At 42.4% G+C, this 20,435-nt stretch carries 17 protein-coding genes and 1 other annotated feature; of the genes, 2 read left to right on the top strand and 15 right to left on the bottom strand.

Translation table 11 applies throughout. The features are described 5' to 3' along the window. Positions 1 to 178: 178 nt before the first annotated feature. From MKY63_RS14015 to MKY63_RS14005, 3 genes are all read right to left on the bottom strand, one after another. Positions 179 to 1,858 (bottom strand): glutamine--tRNA ligase/YqeY domain fusion protein, encoded by a 1,680-nt coding sequence (locus MKY63_RS14015; protein ID WP_339813254.1) that lies wholly within the window; start codon positions 1,856 to 1,858, stop codon positions 179 to 181. Between the two features lie 81 nt (positions 1,859 to 1,939). Continuing rightward, positions 1,940 to 2,200 (bottom strand) — a binding site (T-box leader). Between the two features lie 45 nt (positions 2,201 to 2,245). After that, entirely contained in the window at positions 2,246 to 3,802 is a 1,557-nt protein-coding gene (locus MKY63_RS14010; protein WP_076280271.1) for an SAM-dependent methyltransferase, read from the bottom strand. 55 nt (positions 3,803 to 3,857) lie between these two features. Next, on the bottom strand, positions 3,858 to 4,712 hold the full coding sequence (locus tag MKY63_RS14005; RefSeq protein ID WP_076128771.1) for a copper amine oxidase N-terminal domain-containing protein: 855 nt from the start codon (positions 4,710 to 4,712) through the stop codon (positions 3,858 to 3,860). 164 nt (positions 4,713 to 4,876) lie between these two features. Between MKY63_RS14005 and MKY63_RS14000 the strand changes: the two genes are divergently transcribed. After that, complete coding sequence (locus MKY63_RS14000) at positions 4,877 to 6,061, top strand: oxalate decarboxylase family bicupin (RefSeq protein ID WP_076128773.1); 1,185 nt, start codon at positions 4,877 to 4,879, stop codon at positions 6,059 to 6,061. Positions 6,062 to 6,080: 19 nt separating this feature from the next. On the opposite strand, the gene arsC is transcribed toward MKY63_RS14000, so the two are convergent. The 8 genes from arsC to MKY63_RS13960 all read right to left on the bottom strand — a co-directional run bounded on the left by arsC (position 6,081) and on the right by MKY63_RS13960 (position 13,818). Beyond that, a complete protein-coding gene (gene arsC / locus MKY63_RS13995) occupies positions 6,081 to 6,500 on the bottom strand; it encodes an arsenate reductase (thioredoxin) (RefSeq protein WP_076304789.1) in 420 nt (139 codons plus the stop codon). A 21-nt stretch (positions 6,501 to 6,521) separates the two neighbouring features. Then, positions 6,522 to 7,811 (bottom strand): arsenic transporter, encoded by a 1,290-nt coding sequence (locus tag MKY63_RS13990; protein WP_076277127.1) that lies wholly within the window; start codon positions 7,809 to 7,811, stop codon positions 6,522 to 6,524. Between the two features lie 128 nt (positions 7,812 to 7,939). Further along, positions 7,940 to 8,266: a metalloregulator ArsR/SmtB family transcription factor gene (locus MKY63_RS13985; protein WP_036680319.1), complete on the bottom strand. Its 327-nt coding sequence runs from the start codon at positions 8,264 to 8,266 to the stop codon at positions 7,940 to 7,942. Between the two features lie 81 nt (positions 8,267 to 8,347). Further along, the gene (locus MKY63_RS13980; RefSeq protein WP_305953525.1) at positions 8,348 to 8,893 is read right to left on the bottom strand and encodes a GNAT family protein; all 546 of its coding nucleotides are present in this window, start codon (positions 8,891 to 8,893) and stop codon (positions 8,348 to 8,350) included. Positions 8,894 to 8,929: 36 nt separating this feature from the next. Continuing rightward, on the bottom strand, positions 8,930 to 10,273 hold the full coding sequence (locus tag MKY63_RS13975) for a HAMP domain-containing sensor histidine kinase (protein ID WP_081382531.1): 1,344 nt from the start codon (positions 10,271 to 10,273) through the stop codon (positions 8,930 to 8,932). Then, a complete protein-coding gene (locus tag MKY63_RS13970; RefSeq protein ID WP_038573388.1) occupies positions 10,274 to 10,942 on the bottom strand; it encodes a response regulator transcription factor in 669 nt (222 codons plus the stop codon). A 28-nt stretch (positions 10,943 to 10,970) separates the two neighbouring features. Further along, positions 10,971 to 12,932, bottom strand: a complete 1,962-nt coding sequence (locus MKY63_RS13965) for an ABC transporter ATP-binding protein/permease (protein WP_076273495.1) — start codon at positions 12,930 to 12,932, stop codon at positions 10,971 to 10,973. Positions 12,933 to 13,299: 367 nt separating this feature from the next. Continuing rightward, positions 13,300 to 13,818: a DinB family protein gene (locus tag MKY63_RS13960; protein WP_038574881.1), complete on the bottom strand. Its 519-nt coding sequence runs from the start codon at positions 13,816 to 13,818 to the stop codon at positions 13,300 to 13,302. A 122-nt stretch (positions 13,819 to 13,940) separates the two neighbouring features. Between MKY63_RS13960 and MKY63_RS13955 the strand changes: the two genes are divergently transcribed. Then, positions 13,941 to 14,306 (top strand): hypothetical protein, encoded by a 366-nt coding sequence (locus MKY63_RS13955; protein ID WP_076099965.1) that lies wholly within the window; start codon positions 13,941 to 13,943, stop codon positions 14,304 to 14,306. On the opposite strand, the gene MKY63_RS13950 is transcribed toward MKY63_RS13955, so the two are convergent. From MKY63_RS13950 to MKY63_RS13935, 4 genes are all read right to left on the bottom strand, one after another. Further along, positions 14,287 to 14,943, bottom strand: a complete 657-nt coding sequence (locus MKY63_RS13950; protein ID WP_038573390.1) for a response regulator transcription factor — start codon at positions 14,941 to 14,943, stop codon at positions 14,287 to 14,289. The genes MKY63_RS13955 and MKY63_RS13950 overlap by 20 nt on opposite strands. Continuing rightward, a complete protein-coding gene (locus tag MKY63_RS13945; RefSeq protein ID WP_076099967.1) occupies positions 14,921 to 17,302 on the bottom strand; it encodes an ATP-binding protein in 2,382 nt (793 codons plus the stop codon). Before MKY63_RS13945 ends, MKY63_RS13950 begins: the two co-directional genes overlap by 23 nt. A 137-nt stretch (positions 17,303 to 17,439) precedes the next feature. Further along, positions 17,440 to 18,240: a CPBP family intramembrane glutamic endopeptidase gene (locus MKY63_RS13940; RefSeq protein WP_051491120.1), complete on the bottom strand. Its 801-nt coding sequence runs from the start codon at positions 18,238 to 18,240 to the stop codon at positions 17,440 to 17,442. Between the two features lie 770 nt (positions 18,241 to 19,010). Further along, on the bottom strand, positions 19,011 to 20,243 hold the full coding sequence (locus tag MKY63_RS13935) for a glycosyl hydrolase family 8 (RefSeq protein WP_339813243.1): 1,233 nt from the start codon (positions 20,241 to 20,243) through the stop codon (positions 19,011 to 19,013). Positions 20,244 to 20,435: the final 192 nt, after the last annotated feature.

The raw sequence follows: 20,435 nt of genomic DNA, 5'->3' as shown, positions 1-20,435 counted from the left end.
GTTGTCTATATACACGAAAGTTTCCCCTGTGCAACTTATATTTAAAGTATATGCTTATTTCTGAAAAATGTAAACATGTTTCATATGGAATTTTCATTTGCTTGTTCACCAACGACTAGGCACAAAAAAAGCTGGACGATGATCAGGAATTACCCGATCTTCGCCCAGCTTAAGCTGCTTATGAATTTTTCTTCCATGTGTCCTTGAGCGGTACTATCCGGTTCAGCACCAGCTTATCTGCCGTGGTATACTTCTTATCCACACAGAAAAATCCGTGCCGGATCAATTGAAATTTATCTTCTGGCCTTGCGTTGCCCATTGATGGCTCCAGCAAACAATCCTTCAGGATCGTTAAGGAATCTGGATTAAGATACTCGTCCCAGCGCTCACCGTCTTCTTTAGGACCGTCGTTATCTTTCAGCAGACGCTCATATAGATGAACATCAGCCTTGATAGCATGGTCTGCCGATACCCAGTGAATGGTTGCCTTAACCTTCCGTTCATTAAACCCGCTTCCGCTCTTCGTTCTCGGATCATAGGTGCAGCGAAGCTCTAGGATTTCTCCGGTAACTTCATCCTTGATTACTTCATTGCATTTTATGAAATAAGCACCCTTTAGCCTTACTTCATTCCCCATAGTAAGCCTGTGATAACCTTTTGGCAGCTCCTCCATGAAATCTTCTTGTTCAATATAAAGGATCCGTGAAAAAGGAACCTCTCTTTCTCCAAGTGACTTATCTTCACTGTTATTCTCAATCGTCAGCCATTCATTATGATCCTCAGGATAATTAGTAATGACCACTTTTAAAGGCTTAAGAACAGCCATCACACTTGGAACCTTTGCCTTCAGATCTTGTCTAAGCGCATGCTCTAACATGGCAATATCCACAATGGTGCTATTTCTGACAAAGCCAATCTCCTTCACAAAATTCCGGATACTCTCCGGCGTAAAACCTCTTCTGCGTAAACCGCGAAGCGTAGGAAGTCTCGGGTCATCCCAGCCATCCACATAATGGCCTGTAACCAGCTGTCTGATATATCGTTTACTCGTCACAACTCCGGTGATGTTCACCCGTCCAAACTCTCTTTGCTTAGGAGCCTCAGGGATATCCAGCTCATTCAATACCCACTCATAGAGCGGCCGATGATCCTTAAATTCAATCGAGCATAAGGAATACGTAATCCCTTCGATAGCATCTTGTATAGGATGGGCAAAATCATACATCGGATAGATACACCATTCGTTACCCGTTCTATAATGCTCCGCATGAATGATTCTGTAAATCACCGGATCACGTAAGTTGATATTAGGTGAGCTCATATCTATTTTAGCCCGCAACACTTTGGCTCCCGTCGGATAATCTCCAGCTTTCATCTCCGTAAATAACCGCAAATTCTCTTCCACAGAACGCTCCCGGAACGGGCTGTTTTTTCCCGGCTCCGTAAGCGTCCCTCTATAGGCTGTCACCTCTTCAGGTGATAAATCACAGACATACGCCTTTCCTTTTCGGATTAACGTAACTGCGCTATTGTATATTTTCTCAGAATAGTCTGATCCATAAAAAATATGGTCCGGTGGATAGCCCATCCATTGAATATCTTCGATGATGGCATTTACATACTCCAGATCCTCTTTTAAAGGATTGGTGTCATCAAAGCGCAAATGGAACTTCCCGCCATACTTTTTCGCAGTCGTATAGTTCGTGTGAATAGCATACGCACTGCCAATATGCAGATATCCGTTAGGCTCCGGTGGAAATCTCGTGCATATATCTCTATTGTAAGTCCCTGCTTCCAGCTCTTCTTGAATCCATCTGTCGATGTAACTCTCTGCTAATACTTCCGGTTCCTTGTTCATTGGTGTTACCTCCTGTTTATAAGTGATATCCGCCTGCTTAATCTGCAAAATAAAAAGAACCTCACCTCCAAGACTTATGGTCTTGGGGACGAAATTCTCGCGGTACCACCCCAGGTTCATTAATATGTCGCCATATTAATCTCATCAAGTACGGCAAAACATCTTGCGCAGTGCTTATACTCTAGCTCTATAACAGGAGCTCCCGTCATACCATCCCCTTAGTCCGGTTCCGATATGCCGCTCAGAGGCTTGTTTCGATAAAATCCCCCTTACCCTGTTCTCATCATCCAGGGCTCTCTGTGAAGGAATGATTTCATGTACTCTTCTCGTCATCGCGTTTGATTATTTTGTATAGGATACCAAAAAGATAACCCTATGTAAATGTGCTTATTCCCCGCTCAGCGCCGTTAGAAGCTCCAATACTACTTCATTGTCAGGCTCTGCAGCCAAAGCTCTACGCGCGTATTCCAATGCAGCAGCTTCAGCTCCTAGCTCATAGTTACAGATTGCCATGCTATACAGCACTGATGCCAATGGTTCTTCCGTACTCGCATGCATGGAGCGTTCTAAGTAACCCAATGCTTCCGCGAATTTATCCATTTCATACAGCAGCAACCCCGCATCTAGCGACAGATCATAACTCTGTTCCATCGGATAATAGCCCGTCCACATCAACTGTATACCTCGCTGTAGATCCAGCATTTCTTCATCACTGGCACCCGGCAGCAGCTCCGAAATCTGTTCAGCGCTATGGATAAACCATTCAGCATCATACCCACCCAAACGCCAAAAGGCCAAAATTTGCTGCAGCCCCATCGTATCTAATTGCTGATCCATCCATTCCTTCATACTAAAGAAATCATCCGGGCCAAAACGTTCTATAAACCGCTTGTAACCCAGCCGAGTGTTTGTATAGCTCAGCGGTGTTGGTAGCATAAGAATACAGCCGATGTTCAGGTTTTTATAGTGATGACTGGTGAATATTGAATGCGCCCCTTTTTGTTTCAGCACATGCTCTATCGCATGATAATTCGCGGTCAAAGAGAAGCTTCCGTGATGAATCAGCAATGGAGGTTCTGCAAATTCCCAGTTCTCTAAGCGATGGTCTCCCTTATCCGCTGTAAGCAGCACGAATCCCTCTGTAGAGAGCCGCGCAAGCCGCTCCAGACAAGTAAGCCCCACCACCGGAAAGAGTATATGTGAATCCTCCAGCTTCTGCTGATAAAGCGTTATAACGTCATGATAGGGATAAGTCTCCTCTTCATAACTAGCCGCACGCCGATAATGGTACTGCGGGATGATTTTGCCGAGCGCATCGGAGGGGTTATCCGGATCAACTTCCGCCGAATACTGGATCGAAACCTCACATTCATATATTTTTCCTTCATCCACATAAATTAATTCTTGCGGAATGCTGTCAAAAAAATAATTTGCCACAATCACCAATGGCTGCTGTAAATCACCCGGCCGAATGCTGAGCTTAGCGTGTACTAAATGTAGTTCTACATCCTGCACAGCATCAAAACGAGCGAAGTCCAAAATACCCTGCTCTACGTAAGGAAGTAGGCTCGGGTGCTGCTGCCAGCTGGATATGTTTTTGGAAGGCAAATCACTCATCACATAACGAAAAGGAGGAAGAGGAATATCTGCGTAGTCTACGATTTCACATAACTTTTTAAGCACATGGAAGGCTAACCGGCCTGCTCCCGCTCCAAGTTCTAGAATCGTAACGGTCTCTGAGAGATGCCCTTGTCCAGCCCGGTCTTGCAGAAATCCAAAGATCATCTCTGCGTATGCTGTCGCAATCATAGGGTTACTCGTGATGTACTGCGGGACCTGATCATTATTCCAAGCCTTTAATCCCTGCTCTTCATAATATGTTCGTTGCAATTCCCAAATCGGTGCTTCGCTGAAGCGATATTGCTGTTCTTTGTTACCTGTCATCTGTTTCTTTACCCGCTCTCTGTCTAGCTTGTTGGAATAATCTATAGCAATTGCCTTATTGCGCTCTCAATGTGCGTGACCTGAAAATGACGTATTCAGCCTCTGTTGGAATGGTAACGGAAAATGATAATAATGCCGCCTTGGAGGTTGAGGAATCAGGTCCTTTCAACGTTTGATAAAAAGAATTCCCTTTACTGTCCACACTCACCAGCTCTAATTCCGCGTTTCCTTTGGGGATGATGAATCCGGAGGTATTTTGCACGCCTAAGGTTAATCTATATTCTTTCCCGGATTGAGCCTGCGTTAGCATAGTAGGATATAACGGATACGGATGTGCTGTCGTTTCGAGTGGATAAGGAGCAAGCGCACGATCTGCCTCAGGCTTCACCCATTCCTCCCCTTTTCTGGCTCCAATGCCAAGGGTTAATTTATTCACATTATTAAATTGCACTTCCCAGCGAAAAGACTTAAGCCCTTCTAAAATGGGGGACGCCGGAACAAACAGAGTGCCATCCTTTATCTCTGGAGCAACGCCTAATGAATCTACGGTCTCCCCATTAAAATCTGCCTCTAGCTGCCCTGCTTTAATATTTCCTACCGATCGGTCCAGCAGTGAAACAGTAATACTCTTGCTCAGAGCGTCATAAAGCAAATCTGCGCCAATCGCATTGGAGAAGGCTCGAATCGGCACCATTAATTTACCTGCTTTGAAATAAGGGGCGAGTTTACCTGGAAAAAGCACGTAATATCCCCCGTATGACAGTGGCATTACCTGTGTCCCTAACTGGACAGCTGCCGACACCGATGTAGGTGTAACCGCAGATCCCGCGGCGAACATAATCACTAATAGACCTATTACGTAAGCTTTTATTTTCCCTAATCGTTGTAAGGACTCCTTGATGTGAATCATCACAAACCCCTCTCCAGTTCATCTAGAACCTTAGCCTCTATTAGTAATAATCAATGATGACCCTACACATGTCAACTTGTACCACTTCTGCTATCCATCATAAAAGACAGCATTCCGCATATATTTTCATTGAACGCTTTAGGAACAAGAAAGGAGAACATCTTATGACTTCTGCTGGACAGGATTCGGCAAACAAAACAAACATCCCCCAGCCCATCCGAAGCGATGGCACAGGGGGATTAGATAAAGGACCCCGCGATGTTATGCGGGATCTTGAGAATCCGGATATGTTCGTTCCTCCGGTGACTGATGCGGGCCTGGTTCCCAATTTGAAATTTTCTTTCTCCGATGCGCATATGCAGCTTAATCATGGTGGCTGGTCCAGAGAAGTAACCGTCAGAGAACTCCCTATCGCAACTACACTGGCAGGTGTGAATATGAGCCTGACCCCCGGTGGAGTACGAGAGCTTCACTGGCATCAGCAAGCGGAATGGTCTTATATGCTGTTAGGCCGCGCTCGGATTACTGCTGTGGATCAGAATGGACGGAACTTTATAGCAGATGTAGGACCTGGTGATCTATGGTATTTTCCGCCGGGTATTCCTCACTCTATACAAGGTCTTGAAGAAGGCTGTGAATTTCTCCTTGTCTTCGACGACGGAAGCTTCTCTGATCTGAATACCTTGTCTATTTCCGATTGGTTCGCCCATACGCCTAAAGAGGTACTTTCAGCTAACTTTGGAATACCTGCCGAGGCCTTTGACTCCATCCCCACTGAACAAGTCTATATTTATCAGGATCAAGTTCCCGGCTCATTACAAAGCCAAAAGGTGCAATCGCCATATGGAGAAATTCCACAGAGCTTCAAACATTCGCTGTTGGCACAGCCTCCATTAAAGACTCCTGGCGGGAGCGTCAGAATCGTTGACTCCAGCAACTTTCCGGTCTCCAAGACCGTGGCTGCTGCACTGGTAGAGATTGAACCTGGAGGAATGAGAGAGCTCCACTGGCACCCCAACAACGATGAGTGGCAATATTATCTTACCGGAAAAGGACGGATGACTGTGTTTGCCGGAAACGGTGCAGCACGTACCTTTAATTACAGGGCTGGCGATGTTGGGTATGTTCCTTTTGCATTTGGACATTATATTCAGAATACAGGAGAAGAATCGTTGTGGTTCCTCGAAATGTTCAAAAGTGACCGTTTTGCCGACGTCTCTCTGAACCAATGGATGGCTCTCACTCCCCATGAATTAGTTCAAAGTAATTTGAACGTTGGGCCCGAAGTGATCAATGCCTTACGGAAAGTGAAATGGCCAGTGGTGAAATACCCTAAGTTAAAAGAATAGGTTACTTCCTCCCTTTTGCTTATTCACCCGTCTCCGCAAATTGTTTGATTCTTTCACCAATCTGGTCACGCACATGCTGGAACACTGCCCACTTCTCTTCATCACTCCCTTGCGCTTTTGCCGGATCATCGAAGCCCCAGTGTTCCCGTTTGACCTTCGGAGGGGTCATTGGACATTTATCCGCAGCATCTCCGCATAAGGTAATGACCAGATCGGCATTATTCAGCAGATTAGCATCAATAATATCCGAAGTCTGGCCGGAAATATCTATGCCTACTTCGCTCATCGCTTGTACAGCTTTTGGATTTAGACCGTGAGCTTCAATACCTGCACTGTACACGCTCCATTCTTTTCCTAGATATTGCTTAGCCCAGCCTTCAGCCATCTGACTTCTGCAGGAATTCCCTGTACATAAAAAATAAATCGTTCTCTTGTTCATCTTGATCTTCCCCTGTCCAAATTAGTTAATCAACAACCACATATAAAGACCTAAAAGCGTAATAAATAACGTTGGAATGGTTAAAATAATACCTGTCTTAAAATACGTTCCCCAAGAAATCTTCACGCCTTTAGCCGAAAGTACATGTAGCCACAGCAGTGTGGCGAGTGAGCCAATTGGAGTGATCTTCGGTCCTAAGTCCGAACCTATAACATTCGCATATATTAAAGCCTCTCTAATGATTCCAGTGGTATGCGTCGCATCAATGGCAAGCGCGTCAATCAGAACGGTAGGCAGATTATTCATCAGCGATGAGATCAATGCAGCTATGAAGCCCATACCCATCGTTGCGGCAAATAAGCCCTGATCAGCAATAGACCCAATCATCTTAGCAAGTAAATCCGTCAGCCCAACATTTCGAAGTCCATATACTACGACATACATTCCGATAGAAAAGAACACAATCGCCCAAGGCGCTCCGGTAATCACTTCTTTCACCTTGACGTAAGGGCTTCTTCTCGCGAGAAGAAGGAACAAAATAGCTATGATCCCCGCAACCACAGATACCGGAATACCCAAAAATTCGCTGACAAAATATCCTACCAAAAGAACAGCCAATACAATCCATGACAGCCGGAACATTTTTTTGTCTTTAATCGCCTCATGCGGATCTTTTAGCTGTGAATCGTTAAAGTGCTTGGGAATACTTTTGCGAAAAAAGAAATAGAGCACCACGATGCTCGCCACAAGTGAGAACAGCGTAGGTATGATCATCTTGCCTGCATACTCCATAAACGTAATCCCGAAAAAATCCGCTGATACGATATTGACCAGATTGCTGACCACGAGCGGCAATGAGGTGGTATCGGCAATAAAACCGCTGGCGATAATAAACGGAAATACTTTTTTCTCATCAAAATGCAGCGCCCTTACCATCGCAAGCACAATAGGCGTAAGAATCAGAGCCGCTCCATCATTCGCAAAAAATGCAGACACTAACGCACCAAGAACGATGACATACACAAACATTCGTCTGCCATTCCCGCGGGCAGCCCGCGCCATATGTAAAGCAGCCCATTCAAAAAATCCGATTCGATCCAGAATTAAAGAAATCAGAATAATAGCCACAAACGCTAAAGTAGCATTCCACACGATCTGCGTTACATCCAGAACATCATTAAAGCTGACTACCCCAGCTAGCAAAGCTATAATCGCGCCACCGCAGGCTGACCATCCAATCGATAAATTACGGGGCTGCCAGATTACAAGGATTAAAGTTACTAAAAATATAAGGATAGCTACAATAGCCAAAGTGCCATCCCCCTTTTACTGCCAATCCACATCTTTTTCAACACTCCTATATAAGCATGTGACTTCAATCCAACATCATTATATAACTATATGGTTATATATAAATCAAAAAAATCCTTACCTGAAATTTAGTCGCAGCATGGCTCTTTAGCCTCTTTATTCAGTTCAGCCAATATCGATTTGGTACTAGGCATCTGTTGAAGAACAGCCTTAAGATGTGGTTTATCCTCGACATTTAACGAATAATGTACCCACTGTCCCCGCTTGCTTTCCCTAACGATTCCTCTACTTTTCAATTTCCGTAAATGCTGGCTAATCGCCGGCTGGGAAATGTCAAAGATATCAACGAATTCACACACGCACCATTCCCGCTCTTTCAGAAGAGAAAGCATTGCCAATCGGGTCTTATCTCCGAATAGCTTCAAGTCTTCAGCAATTTCCGTTAGTGTCTGCATTCCTTCTCTCCTCCTTTCGAAAGTATATAAGCTAATACTTATATTCTAGTGAACTTACCAGTGGGAAGCAAGAGTTAATTTTTAGCGGGCTACCGTCCACTCATGCTCCAACATACTGAACATCAATGAATCCCGCCACCCATCTTTAATAAGTAAAGCATCCCTTAATCTTCCTTCATAGGTCATACCTATCTTGGTGAGCACCTTGGATGATCCACTATTCCTAGGGTCACAGGTCGCGTATATTCGATGTAGTTGCAGTTCTTCAAAACCGAACTTTAACATCCGTTTGGCCGCTGCTGTAGCGACTCCCTGTCCCCAGGCATCAGGATGGACAATATAGCCGATCTCGCCGCTTCTGTCCGTATGGCTTCTAATGTTTAATTCAATCATGCCGATCAAATGTTCAGTTCCTACTGCAACTATGGCTTGCGCGAACCGAGTTCTGGGAACTTTTTGAGAGTCTTCTAGTGCTTGGTTTACAAATGAATGAGTTTGATCAGCAGTATTTGGACCCCAAGCTTGAAAACGACACACCCGCTCCTGTGAACAATACGCATGGACATCATTCCAGTCCGTAAACTTCAATTCGCGTAAATAGATAGGACTTCGCTCTAGCATCATCATCCCCCTCAAAGTTTGCCTTAAGCTTCAGCTCATTAACTATTCATAGGGTTGAGAGATAGGGATCGAGACGATAAACTGTGTTCCTACCCCAACCCTGCTCTCCACTTCTATTTTACAATCATGCATTTTTAGAATTTTTAATACAATGGATAATCCAAGTCCATTCCCTTTATGAACGCTGCTCCGCGCTTTATCCACCATATAAAAACGATCAAAAATGCGGGGCAATGCTTCCTCTGGTATGCCTTGACCAGAATCTTTAATAGAAACCTTCACAAACGCTATAGAACGCTCGATTTCGACATGAATGATACCCTCTTGGCTTGTATATTTTATAGCATTATTGATTAGGTTTTGCCAGACTTGATCAAATAAATCTTTATCCACCGTAATTTCGCAGGGCAATAAATCTAATTCTATCTGAATGTTTTTCTGTGCCCATTGTGGCTCCGCCAGAACGATCGCTCTTCTTAACTGTTCATCCAGCTGAAAAGTGGTGAGATTAACCGGATGATGTTCTGAATCGAGCGAGGCTAATCTAAGCAGATTGTCACTTAGGCGGGATAAGCGCAGCGTTTCCTGATAAATAATATCCAGATGCTCTTTTTGCTCTTCTACTGGAACGACACCATCTTGCAGCGCTCTAGTAAACCCTCTAATCGACGTAAGTGGAGACTGCATTTCATGAGAGACATTGCTGACAAAATCATCACGAACTGAATCTATCTTTTGCAGCTCACTAGCCATATGATTAAAGCTTTCCATCAGTTCCCCGAACTCATCTTGATTTTTATGCGTCAATCGTACAGATAAATCGCCTGATGCCATTTTCTTAGCAGCTTCCGTCAGACGTTTGATAGGCTTCACAATGAAACCGGACATCAAGAGAATCAGTAAACTTCCAATGACTAAAACCGTTAGAAGTGTAAAAAATACGTTACGTCTGAATGTGATCAAGCTCGACGAAAAATCAATTTTAATGATTAGCGCAGCTTTATCTTTATCTACGATGGGAATGCCAACAATAGCAACACCAGACTTATCACTAAGCATCACCGCGTCTGAGGAATCTGGCTTAAATAGAGCGGAAACCTTCTCCTTATCCACTGTAAAATCAGCATCACTCCACTCATTCACTCTCACTTTCGCAATATCGACACCATATTTATTGAGTAGTTTAGTAAATGCCTGTGCTTTTTCCGGATCATCGATTAGGTTAAGCACTTTTGCTACGTCTCCAGCTACTCTAATGAAGATATGGTTTGGGGGCACATTATTTTCGGAAAACCGTACATTTAGCAAAAAAGAGATCATTAAGCTGACGATCACAATCCCAATGAACGTAATGACAATACGCAGACGCAGACTTTTTTTCAACATTTAGGCCAACTCCAGACGGTATCCAAGTCCTCTTACCGTAGAAATAATTAGCTCGGGAATCGATTCAAGTCTTTCTCTCAGACGTTTGATATGCACATCTACCGTACGCTCGTCGCCTTCATAATCGACACCCCAAATATTTTCTATGAGCTGAGAACGCGTGAATATTTGCCCTGGCGAACCCGCCAGAGCAAATAACAACTCACATTCCTTTTTCTTCAACTCCACCGTTCTCTGAGCCGCAACAACGGTCAAATTCCCCAGATCAATCATTACTGCGCCTAATTGAATCACACTCGAGGAGGTTAAATGATATCTTTTTAATAGTGATTTTACCCGCAGGACCAATTCTATGGGATCAAACGGTTTGACTAAATAATCATCTGATCCGGCATTAAATCCTCTGACTTTGTCCTTAGATTCTCCTCTAGCTGTAACCATCAGAATTGGAATATCGATATAAGATCGGATATCTTCGGTCAATTCAATACCATCTACATTCGGCATCATTACATCTACAATCGCCAAATCGATCTTTGTATGCGCTAGAATGTCTAATGCCTCTTGACCGTCTGCTGCTTCCACTACGGAAAATTGGTTTTTTTCAAGATATAATCGTATTAATCTACGGATATGAGAATCATCATCCGCCACTAGAATCGTGTTCATCTCTCAATTATCCTCTCCGCTAACCTATTTATTCATATCGTAGAGATTCCATTGGATCCAGTTTGGCAGCCTTAGAGGATGGCATCAAACCGGCGATAATACTAATCAGGGTACTCACAACGATCCCAAATAACACATAATAACCGGATAGATTAATAAGTTTCACTCCAAAAGCATTGTCCAAGAAAATATTTAACACATAACTAATGACAATGGCAAAGAGTACTGCAAAGATACCGCTGAATACACCTAATAAAGCTGATTCAGAAAAGAATATACGCTTAATATCTTTTTTCCTTGCGCCAATTGCCCGAAGAATCCCGATTTCCTTAGTCCGTTCCACTACACTGATATATAGCACAACCAATATCATGATCCCTGATACGAGAAGTGAAATCCCGGCAATACCAGAGAGAACTATAGTAGCCATATTCACATAAGTTGTGATTCGCTCCATGATTTTTGCCGATTGAGAACCTGAGAACCCAGCATCAACAGCGGCTGCATTAATATCATTCACATATTTCATATCGGTTGCAAAAGCATTAACTTGAATTGGACCTATTGTAATCCCCTTGTCAGCATACATTTGCTCCAAAGTCTGCGCTGGAAGATAACCCGTGGGTTGCATTTGCGCTCTTGGATCAGTGCTTTCATAAATACCAGAGATAGTGACTTCTTGTTCCAATGTGACCGGTTTATGCTTAGCATCCATTTCATTAATATATAGATGAATCGACTTCCCTACCAAAGACTCTGGACTGTCGTTTCCGCTTAATTTACTTGCCGTTTTCACGGGTAATAATATCTCTTTGTCCTCTGGAAAAGCCCCTGCGGTAATCGTCTCTTTATCAAAAGCATCCGTTAAGGTAGTTAATTGTGTAAGACTAACCGTCTGATCTGCATAAACCATAGTAGATTTGCCCGAAATGGAAGTGATGGTTTCTACATAATCAACATTTGGAATATTTCGAATGGTTTCAATATCGGCAGCCGTAAACGTTTCGCCCGGCAACATCATTGCCTCTGGACCTTGCATGCCTTTAGCTTCTTCACTGGGTTTAGTTATATCCACGAGTAAAGGATCCATACTTGAATTAATTTCGTCATTCATATAGTTCGTAATTCCATTCCCTAAGGAAAGCATCAACAGTACGCTTAAAATACCAATAGACCCACCCAAAGCTACCAATACATTACGTTTGGCGTTGAGCTTCATATTCTGCAGAGCCATTTTAAAAGATGCAAATAAACTGAGATTCCGGGATGACCCCTCTCCTCCATCGTAACTAATCAAGGAGCGGTCCTTTAACTGAATATCATCTTTAATCCGTCCTTCTTCAACCTTTACGATACGGGTACCAGAGTCGGCTACTTTCTGTGAGTGGGTCACGGTAATGACCAATATCCCTCTTTTGGCTATGCTGTCCAATAAGGCTAAAATTTGATCGCCGGTATCCTTGTCCAAGGCCCCTGTAGGTTCATCTGCCAAAATAATATCAGGATTATTCGCTAGCGCGCGGGCAATGGACACTCTTTGCTTCTGTCCACCGGACAGCTGATTGGGACGTTTTTTCAGGTGCTCTTTCAAGCCTACCTCAGTCAAAATATCTATAGCACGTTTATTGCGGTCCTTCTCACTGGTATCCGTCATCTGCATCGCCACTGTAACATTCTCCAAAACTGACAGATGCGGGATCAGATTGAAATTTTGAAAAACGAAGCCAATATTGTTCTTGCGATAATCATCCATTTCCTTTTCGGTCATCGTGCTTAAATTCTTTCCGCGGACAAGGACCTCGCCCTCATAATCGGAGTCCATTCCCCCAATGATGTTCATCAGTGTGGACTTTCCGCAGCCAGACTCACCTAGAATAGAGACGAATTCACCTGTCTCAAAGCTTAGATTCACATCATGGAGTACTGGCACCTTTTCTTTACCGTACAAAGTATATGATTTCTTTACATGTTTAACTTCTAATATTTTCATTTGTTTCTCTTCCTCTCCTGGTCATACTCTATATCTCTTTTGATGTTTCATATCCTAACAAATTTGTGTGAACTGATAATGAACTGGATAGCCACATGGAAGAGTCAGAGCTACAGCAGATATTTAGGTTAAGCAATATAAAAAGGCGAATTCACACTCAAAATGAGTGGAACTCGCCTTTTCTATTCGGCTTATTTTCAAAAGAAATTAGTGCATGAGGTAATAAGCTAATCCTCCAACTTGTTTTCCGGCGTAATAAACGATGTCTATAATCACCACTGTTAATACAAATTTCGAGAGCAGCGGATATTTCTTAAATAAAGGCTTTATAGTTTTCTCTATGTACTCCATTCGCGCGCTTCCTTTCTTAAGCTAGTGCTCTTTTTCGGATCAGCCTAATCTGGCCTCTATGATTGATTTCATCCTCAAAAACGTGAAACCACATAAAATAGTAGTTCGCAGGTTTGTTATGCCAGAATTCCTCTTCAGTATATAACCAATTATCATCGACGGTTGCGAATAATTCATAAGTCTTTTGTCTAACTTCATTTAGGCGATCTAAATAATAGCTTAGGTCATTCCCCTTAATATTGGCTCGTCCTTCGTCGCCTAAATTTAATGCTGGTCCCCATCTTGTTAGCTCTTCTTCAGACAAATCTCTTTGCTCAAACGTTGCCACTTGATATGCATATTCTACAGCAGCGTAGTGCAATAATAACGCTCCAATAGAGTTACTCTGAGCATCCAATAAATAATCCAGTTGTTCCACAGTTAGACCCTTAACGGCTTCTAATGTTGTATATCTTGCATAGTTCATCATGGATAAAAGTCGGCTGATTTGCGGCGAGTAACCTGGGATATCTGTAATCAAAAATAGTTGGTTCATGTCAATCATATGGATGTTCCTCCTTGATTTTTTCAGAATAATACTTCTAAATACCAGAATGGTTCAGAATTATGAATTACAGGTAATGACGATCAAGATGTCAAAGTGAGGTGCTTAACACCATGAATAAAACTAACAAAACTATGTATTGGGTTGTATGGGCCATTGCTCTAATAGGGATTAATTGTTATGCCCTTCCACTAGCGATGTGGTCCACATTTGCTGGAACAGAGGAAGCTAAATGGCTGTGGATAGCGATTGCCGTTGTTATTTATGTTCTATTAAATGTAGGGATCATTCAGATGTATGTTGCGATCAAGCAAGGAAAATACCGATTTTTTCAGATCGGATTGATCGTCGCCGTTATTCAATTTATTGCAATGATGATCTTAGGTGGCCAATTTGAAGGAGACATATTTCTTCTACTGGGAACCCTCGCTGTCTCCATCACTCTTATGATTGTTCAACTTAGAAAGTCTCCATCCTAACAAGACCTAGTCGTTTACCCTCAACAATAGCCTCGGATCTGGAATGTACACTAAGCTTCTCAAAGATTCTCGTCAGGTTATACTCCACAGTCCTTTGTGACATTAAAAGCTTGCTGGCTATGTCTTTATTGCTTTTTCCACTAGCTACTTCTTGGAGTATTTCCTGTTCTCTTTGATTAATGGACACTTCTTCAAGCAGCCGATTATCCCGGTGATTAGAAATCTTGATATCATTTCTTCGTAGCTGTTTAAGTAAAGACACCGGAATGACCGCCTCATTCCTCAGTGCACAACGAATGGTATTTAACAACTGTTCTCGGGAAGCTGTCTTAGAGATAAATCCTGTGACCCCTGACTCCATCAAAAGATTATAATGAGCACTGATCTCATATCCGGTATAAATCACCACTTTAGATTCAGGATCACGTTGAACGGCTCTTTTGGCGAATTCAAGTCCGCTGATCGTAGGCATGTTGAGATCGCATAAGATCACATCAAATTCTTGTTGCTCCAGCCTATCCAAAGCTTCCATCGCTGACAAAACAAAAGTAACCTCCATATCCGCGTCCTGCTCAATCATAGTTTTGGTTCCTTCTCCGACTGAAGGATGATCATCAACCAACAAGATACGTATCATCGTCATCGCCTCCTCTGTGCTTTTCTTCTACAAAAGCCATTGTCGGTAAATAAATAATAACCTCCAGTCCCTTCCCTTTCTCCGAGTTAAAAGTGCATTGCCCCTCTAAGCTCGCAACACGTTCTTTGATGCCGGACAGGCCCATATGCTGAAAAGATTCCCTGATATCAACTATATTCATGCCAATCCCATCATCCTTATATCGGAAATAGAGATGCTCTTGCTGGTCCAGCTCAATTTCAATCTGATTCGCCTTGGCATGTTTCCCGGCATTCCGCAGGAGCTCCTGTACTATTCGATACAACGCAATCACCAGATCATCACTTAGCTCACCAATCGGACTGGATGTAAAGGTGATCATGTAGTTAGACTGCAGCTGGGCATACTCAAACAATAGTTCCAGTGCCTTCACAATTCCGGTCTCTCTTAGCAGCGGCGGACGCAGTTCATTGCAGGTCTCCCTAATCTGATATATCACATCCAGAAGTCCCTCTTTAATCTGAAGCAGCTCTGGCAAAATATCCGCGTCAATATCATGATCGGAGATCAGTGTTTCCAGCCTGCGAAGCCAAATGAGCTGATCCTGAAGAGCAGAATCATGTAAATCCGCCGCCAGCTTTCTGCGTTCTTTCTCTGATAAGTTAAAGATCAGGCGTAGAACCCATGGTGCTGCATGCAGCTCTTTTTTCATCTCTGCTTCAAGGTCTTCAATCAAGCCTTCAATAAGATATAAATTCTCATAGACAATACTCGCATAATTTGCGAGGGTATTTAACCAGTTAAGCTCATCCGAATTAAGCTTTGTATGGTTCTTCTTATGATCAATCCAGAGGAGATGAAATTTTTTTTGGTGACGTCCGATTACGAGTAAGATCCCCTGTTTGAGTTGAACTACTTCTCCTACCTTAAAAACTGGAGATTTCGATACAAATTCTATGTTGATCTCTTGGCCCGAATTGTCGACTATTTGTTCGAGGTTACTCATATCCTCATCTCTCTCAAAAAAAGCAGACCGACTAACCGGTAAAATCTCATTGATTTCCTTGTAAATTGCAGCCTCCAAATCAGACCGCTTCATCACCTTGGAGATTTGCTTCGAGAATCGCTCCAGACTACCTTGATAATGATAAAGCTCACGGAACAGTTTAGGCCGGAAATAATAATCTATTTTCTCCTTAAAGAATAAAAAAATTGTAATAGATAAATATACAACCAAAAACATCTGAATCCATTTGATCCAATCATACTCTTGCCTGCTCTGAATGATCGCAAGTACGGCTACAATCATTAGCGCCGGAAAAAAAGCAATTAATAAATAATATTTAAACCGATTAAAAGCGAAATCAATATCAAATAGTTGCCTAGCCGTCAGCAGATAAAAATAAGTAACTGGCATCAAAAACAAAAAGATCGTAGTAATTTCGTAAGGAATCAAGTTGACCCCAACAGCAATGGGTGCAGCTGAGAAGAGAACAAAAGGTGTAAACGCAAGGATTTGTCCGGTAAGCATAATTTTAAACATCGATTTAAGCGCTGTGCTTCGATAAGTAATGTATAAATGTAGCAGCTTAAATATGCTGTAAAAAATCCCAAAAACAAAGAACCCAATAATAATTAACCTTATAAAGGAATACAAGGATCTATCCCATGAGTAAACCATTAGACTGGAGGTGGAAAATAGGCTTAATAAAATAACCAGGCCGTAGTATATTTTGATTACAGTAGTAGATAAAACTAACACACCAAATCGTTTCAGATATACTTGGAGAAAGTGAATAAAAACCAGTGGAATTAAAGGCAACACGCAACCCATCGCGATTCTACCTATAAGATCAGATCTACTTGAAGCATATCCCGCAAAGTAAGTTATTCCGACTAATAAAAAGAATGAAATCAGCAGCTCTGCTGAGCGCTCCCCGCTTCTCCTGCGGTATAATAGAAGGCTTAACACTGCCAAAAAAACAAATGTCGCTCCAGGGACTACAAGCTGGGTAAACGTATGATATATGGAGGATTTATTCTCAATATCATAATGCAAAGCAAGTGGAGCACCCCCCTTGGAGTTACGAAGAAGGTCAACGGATTGAACCTGAGTTAAGCTTCCATATCTAACAGCTTCGTCCACTTTGTCAATCGGTTTCCCATTAACCCGTAATAAGATATCCCCTTCCCTTAAATTCTGTTTATACCCTTCGCTAAAAACGTCTGCCTCAGCAATATAATATTGCCCTCGTTCATTCTGCTCCAGACCAACGCCAAGCAAGATATTAGAGTGAATGACCCCCACAAAATGAATAATAAGAAAAGCAAAAATGCAAAGTAACCCTGATATGAATAACTGGCGGAGTTTTACTGTCATTTCAAATCCCCCGAACGAACAAAATTATACATATCTCTATTCTTAGTTGGTATTCCCCTACCATTTTATATGAATCACACAGGAAATTATATACTTTTATGCATGATATTCCTTCCCTTCTAAATGTCCGCATTGAATTATAGCTCTATTCTGGCTTTTTGCTGTTTCACTCTGTGGTTTCGATTCAGAATCCATATAGCTGCGCACCCATATAAAATCATTGGAACCCAACCGCTCTCCCCGGCCACATACTCCAACATAGGTGAAGAACTGACAGTAATATTGTGCAAAACACTATCTACAGCATTATTAGTTCCGTGTAAAAGCACTGCCGGCCAAATACTACCGGAGGACAGACGCAGTTCATTTATAATGATGCCCGCAAACATAACAGATAAGGTAAAGAGCACCACCACGAGCCAGCGGCTTCCAGAGGAATGATAAGCACGCGGCCCAAGAATCCCCGGATAATGCCATATAGCCCAGATTAAGCCCATTGTTACACTAGAACTTACTCTTCCCATCCATTGAAAACGCGGGAGCAGCCAGCCCCTCCAACCGATCTCTTCCCCCAAAGCAGATAACGAACCAAGGACAATGTAAACGAGCAAATATATAACAATCTCGATCCATGAATCTGGAGGAATTAAGCTTGAAGTCCATTCCATCCAATAGACAGCATAACCCGCTCCCAGTGAACCTAAGGGAATAACTAAAGCCAATATGTATTCTTTGCCTCCCCTAAATTTGAAGCCCAACCTTCTCCATCCCTCAGCACTGTATCCATCTCTCACAATCAGAAACATCATGATACATACTGCGAAAAAAGGAGTAAACCCATACAGACCCTGTGCCGATTCCGGAAGCAGTAACATCCCTAACGCCATTGCCCATACGATAATAATAAATAGTAGAGATTGTTTCTTGTCTGAGAGCAATATTATCACCTGCCTTTTTTAGATATAAGGAACTACATTTTCCTATTTAATCCAATTGTATATAAACTGGCAGGACGTTTCACCGAAAACAACGTTCGCTAAAACCACAATTCTTTTGCGGTACTGCTTATCTGTATGCCGCAAAGTCTTCAGAAAGGTTGTCCCAAAAATAGGGAAATGGTGTGCGATGTGCAGCGTAAGTGTAAACTAATTAGGGAAATACTCCCTGAAAATAGCCGATATTCGCTCTAAAAGGACAAAATCAGGGAATTCCTCCCTAATAATCAGGGAGATTTCTTTATTAGTTACTGAATCGGCCAAAATTTAGGGAAGTTTTCCCTAATTATATGTCTTATGAACAGAAATCTCTGAATTTCAGGGAGAAATTCCCTAATTGCTGTATAAGTGCTTCGCTTATTGCATCATTTGGAGCATCACTAGGTACGCCCCTTGATTCAATTGGTTATCAAATAAAGGATGCTCCGCCGTACGCCGAATGATGAAACCGCAAAGTGTATTTGGATAACCGAAGAACAAACGAAGATTGCGGGGATCTCGGGGATTCCAGTGATTTCTGCTTTGCGGCACAAAAAAGTGACGTTAGAGATCGGGTGGCTTTCACTTGCCCATAATTTACTGAAGCAAGCTGCAGTTGACCAAAAATGCAGAACAGCGATTCTCCAATATTAGGAGAATCGCTGTTCTGTTTGGCTTTTATGGTTTTGGGCATGAACGTTTTGGGGACAGCCTTTTTCTACCTAAATATTCTCTTAATAGGTCCACCAGTTGCCAGACATAACGATCATCGAAAACAGCTTGATGCTGTCTTCATAGTAATCTTCTGCAGCACTGCTTGCTGTGTGGCTCCAGAGAGAATTCAACCAGCTTTGGTAAGTTGATGAGGTCATCGCACTGACCCCAAATGGAGCATAGAAGGCACCGCTGTTGTAACTTCCAAATACGGTTCCGTTTAGCTTGTACCCATCTTTTATACTACCAGGTGTACTGCTTACTTTAGTCTTAATCCAGCTATTCATCTTATTAAGCTGCGTAAGCGCCCTGTTGTCTCCAGTAATCAAATAGTCTGTTGCAATACGCCATGGGGTACGACAAGAATTGTAATTGTAATTCCCGTCATTGGCATCTTCAAGGAAATTCGCCGCAGCAGGTTTATACACACCCCCAGAGTAAACTACGAAATCAGGCAAGAGTCCAGTGCTAGAGCTATAACCCGTATAAAGGCTATTTATAATCGTGTACGTTTTATCGATAACATTCGTCCAGCGGGTATCTCCTGTAGCCTGTTGGAATGCTTTTAAATGATTTAGCATGAAATCCGAAGGTCTAGTTGCTGTATTATACGAGCCACTATTCGCCCAGTCACCTAGACGAATCGTCCACTGTGTCTGGTTAATCTCATTGTCCATAATCGCATTGATGATATCTTTTGCAGCTTGTAAATAATTGATCGTACCACTACTTCCCCACTGCTTGTCCGCAAGCAGCAATGAGAAAGCTATATCCATATCTCCATCTGTAGCCGAATCCTCTCCTTCAATGTTTTGAAAGCTGCTATTTTGCTTCCAGGACATCAAATAAGGGTTAATTGTACTTGGATGAGCCTTGTAATAATTATATAAGCCGTCAAAATAAGTCTGAGCATTACTGTCATAACCAGCCATCAAAACTGTGAACAACATCCCGTAACCATGTGCTTCAGATACCGTTTCTCCATCTGAATTATACTTAACGTAATATTTGCCAGTGCCAGCTGGTTTGAGATAGGCCGTTTTCCACGCATCCCATTTGGTCTTCACTAAATTATCCATACTGGTCTGGGTTACATTGTTCGGCTTGATAGATCCACTCGTGTAGGTGGTGTGTTGCGGAAAAGGTTTGTTCACTGCTGCAAACGCGGAACCGGCAGGAAGAATACTAATTATCAAACATACGACAATAAGGCTTCTCCAACTCAACCTAAGCTTTGCATTCTTCTTCATCATTCATTGCCTCCTCTTCAATTGTGGTAATAAATTTGAAAGAAAACAGCAAGCTAATTCGTATTCGCTATCATTGTAATACAGAATATGGAATTAATATATAATAAATCCCATTAATAGATCATTAGTACTATATATCTGAGACTTAGATTTGTTCTCACTCCTCAACTAAAAAAAGGATGGTTCCACAACCAA

It is taken from the genome of Paenibacillus sp. FSL R7-0189 (genome assembly GCF_037969925.1).
Taxonomy (GTDB): Bacteria; Bacillota; Bacilli; order Paenibacillales; family Paenibacillaceae; genus Paenibacillus_AQ; species Paenibacillus_AQ odorifer.
The sequence above is the reverse complement of the archived record's forward strand: the minus strand, read 5'-3'. Positions and strand labels throughout refer to the sequence as shown.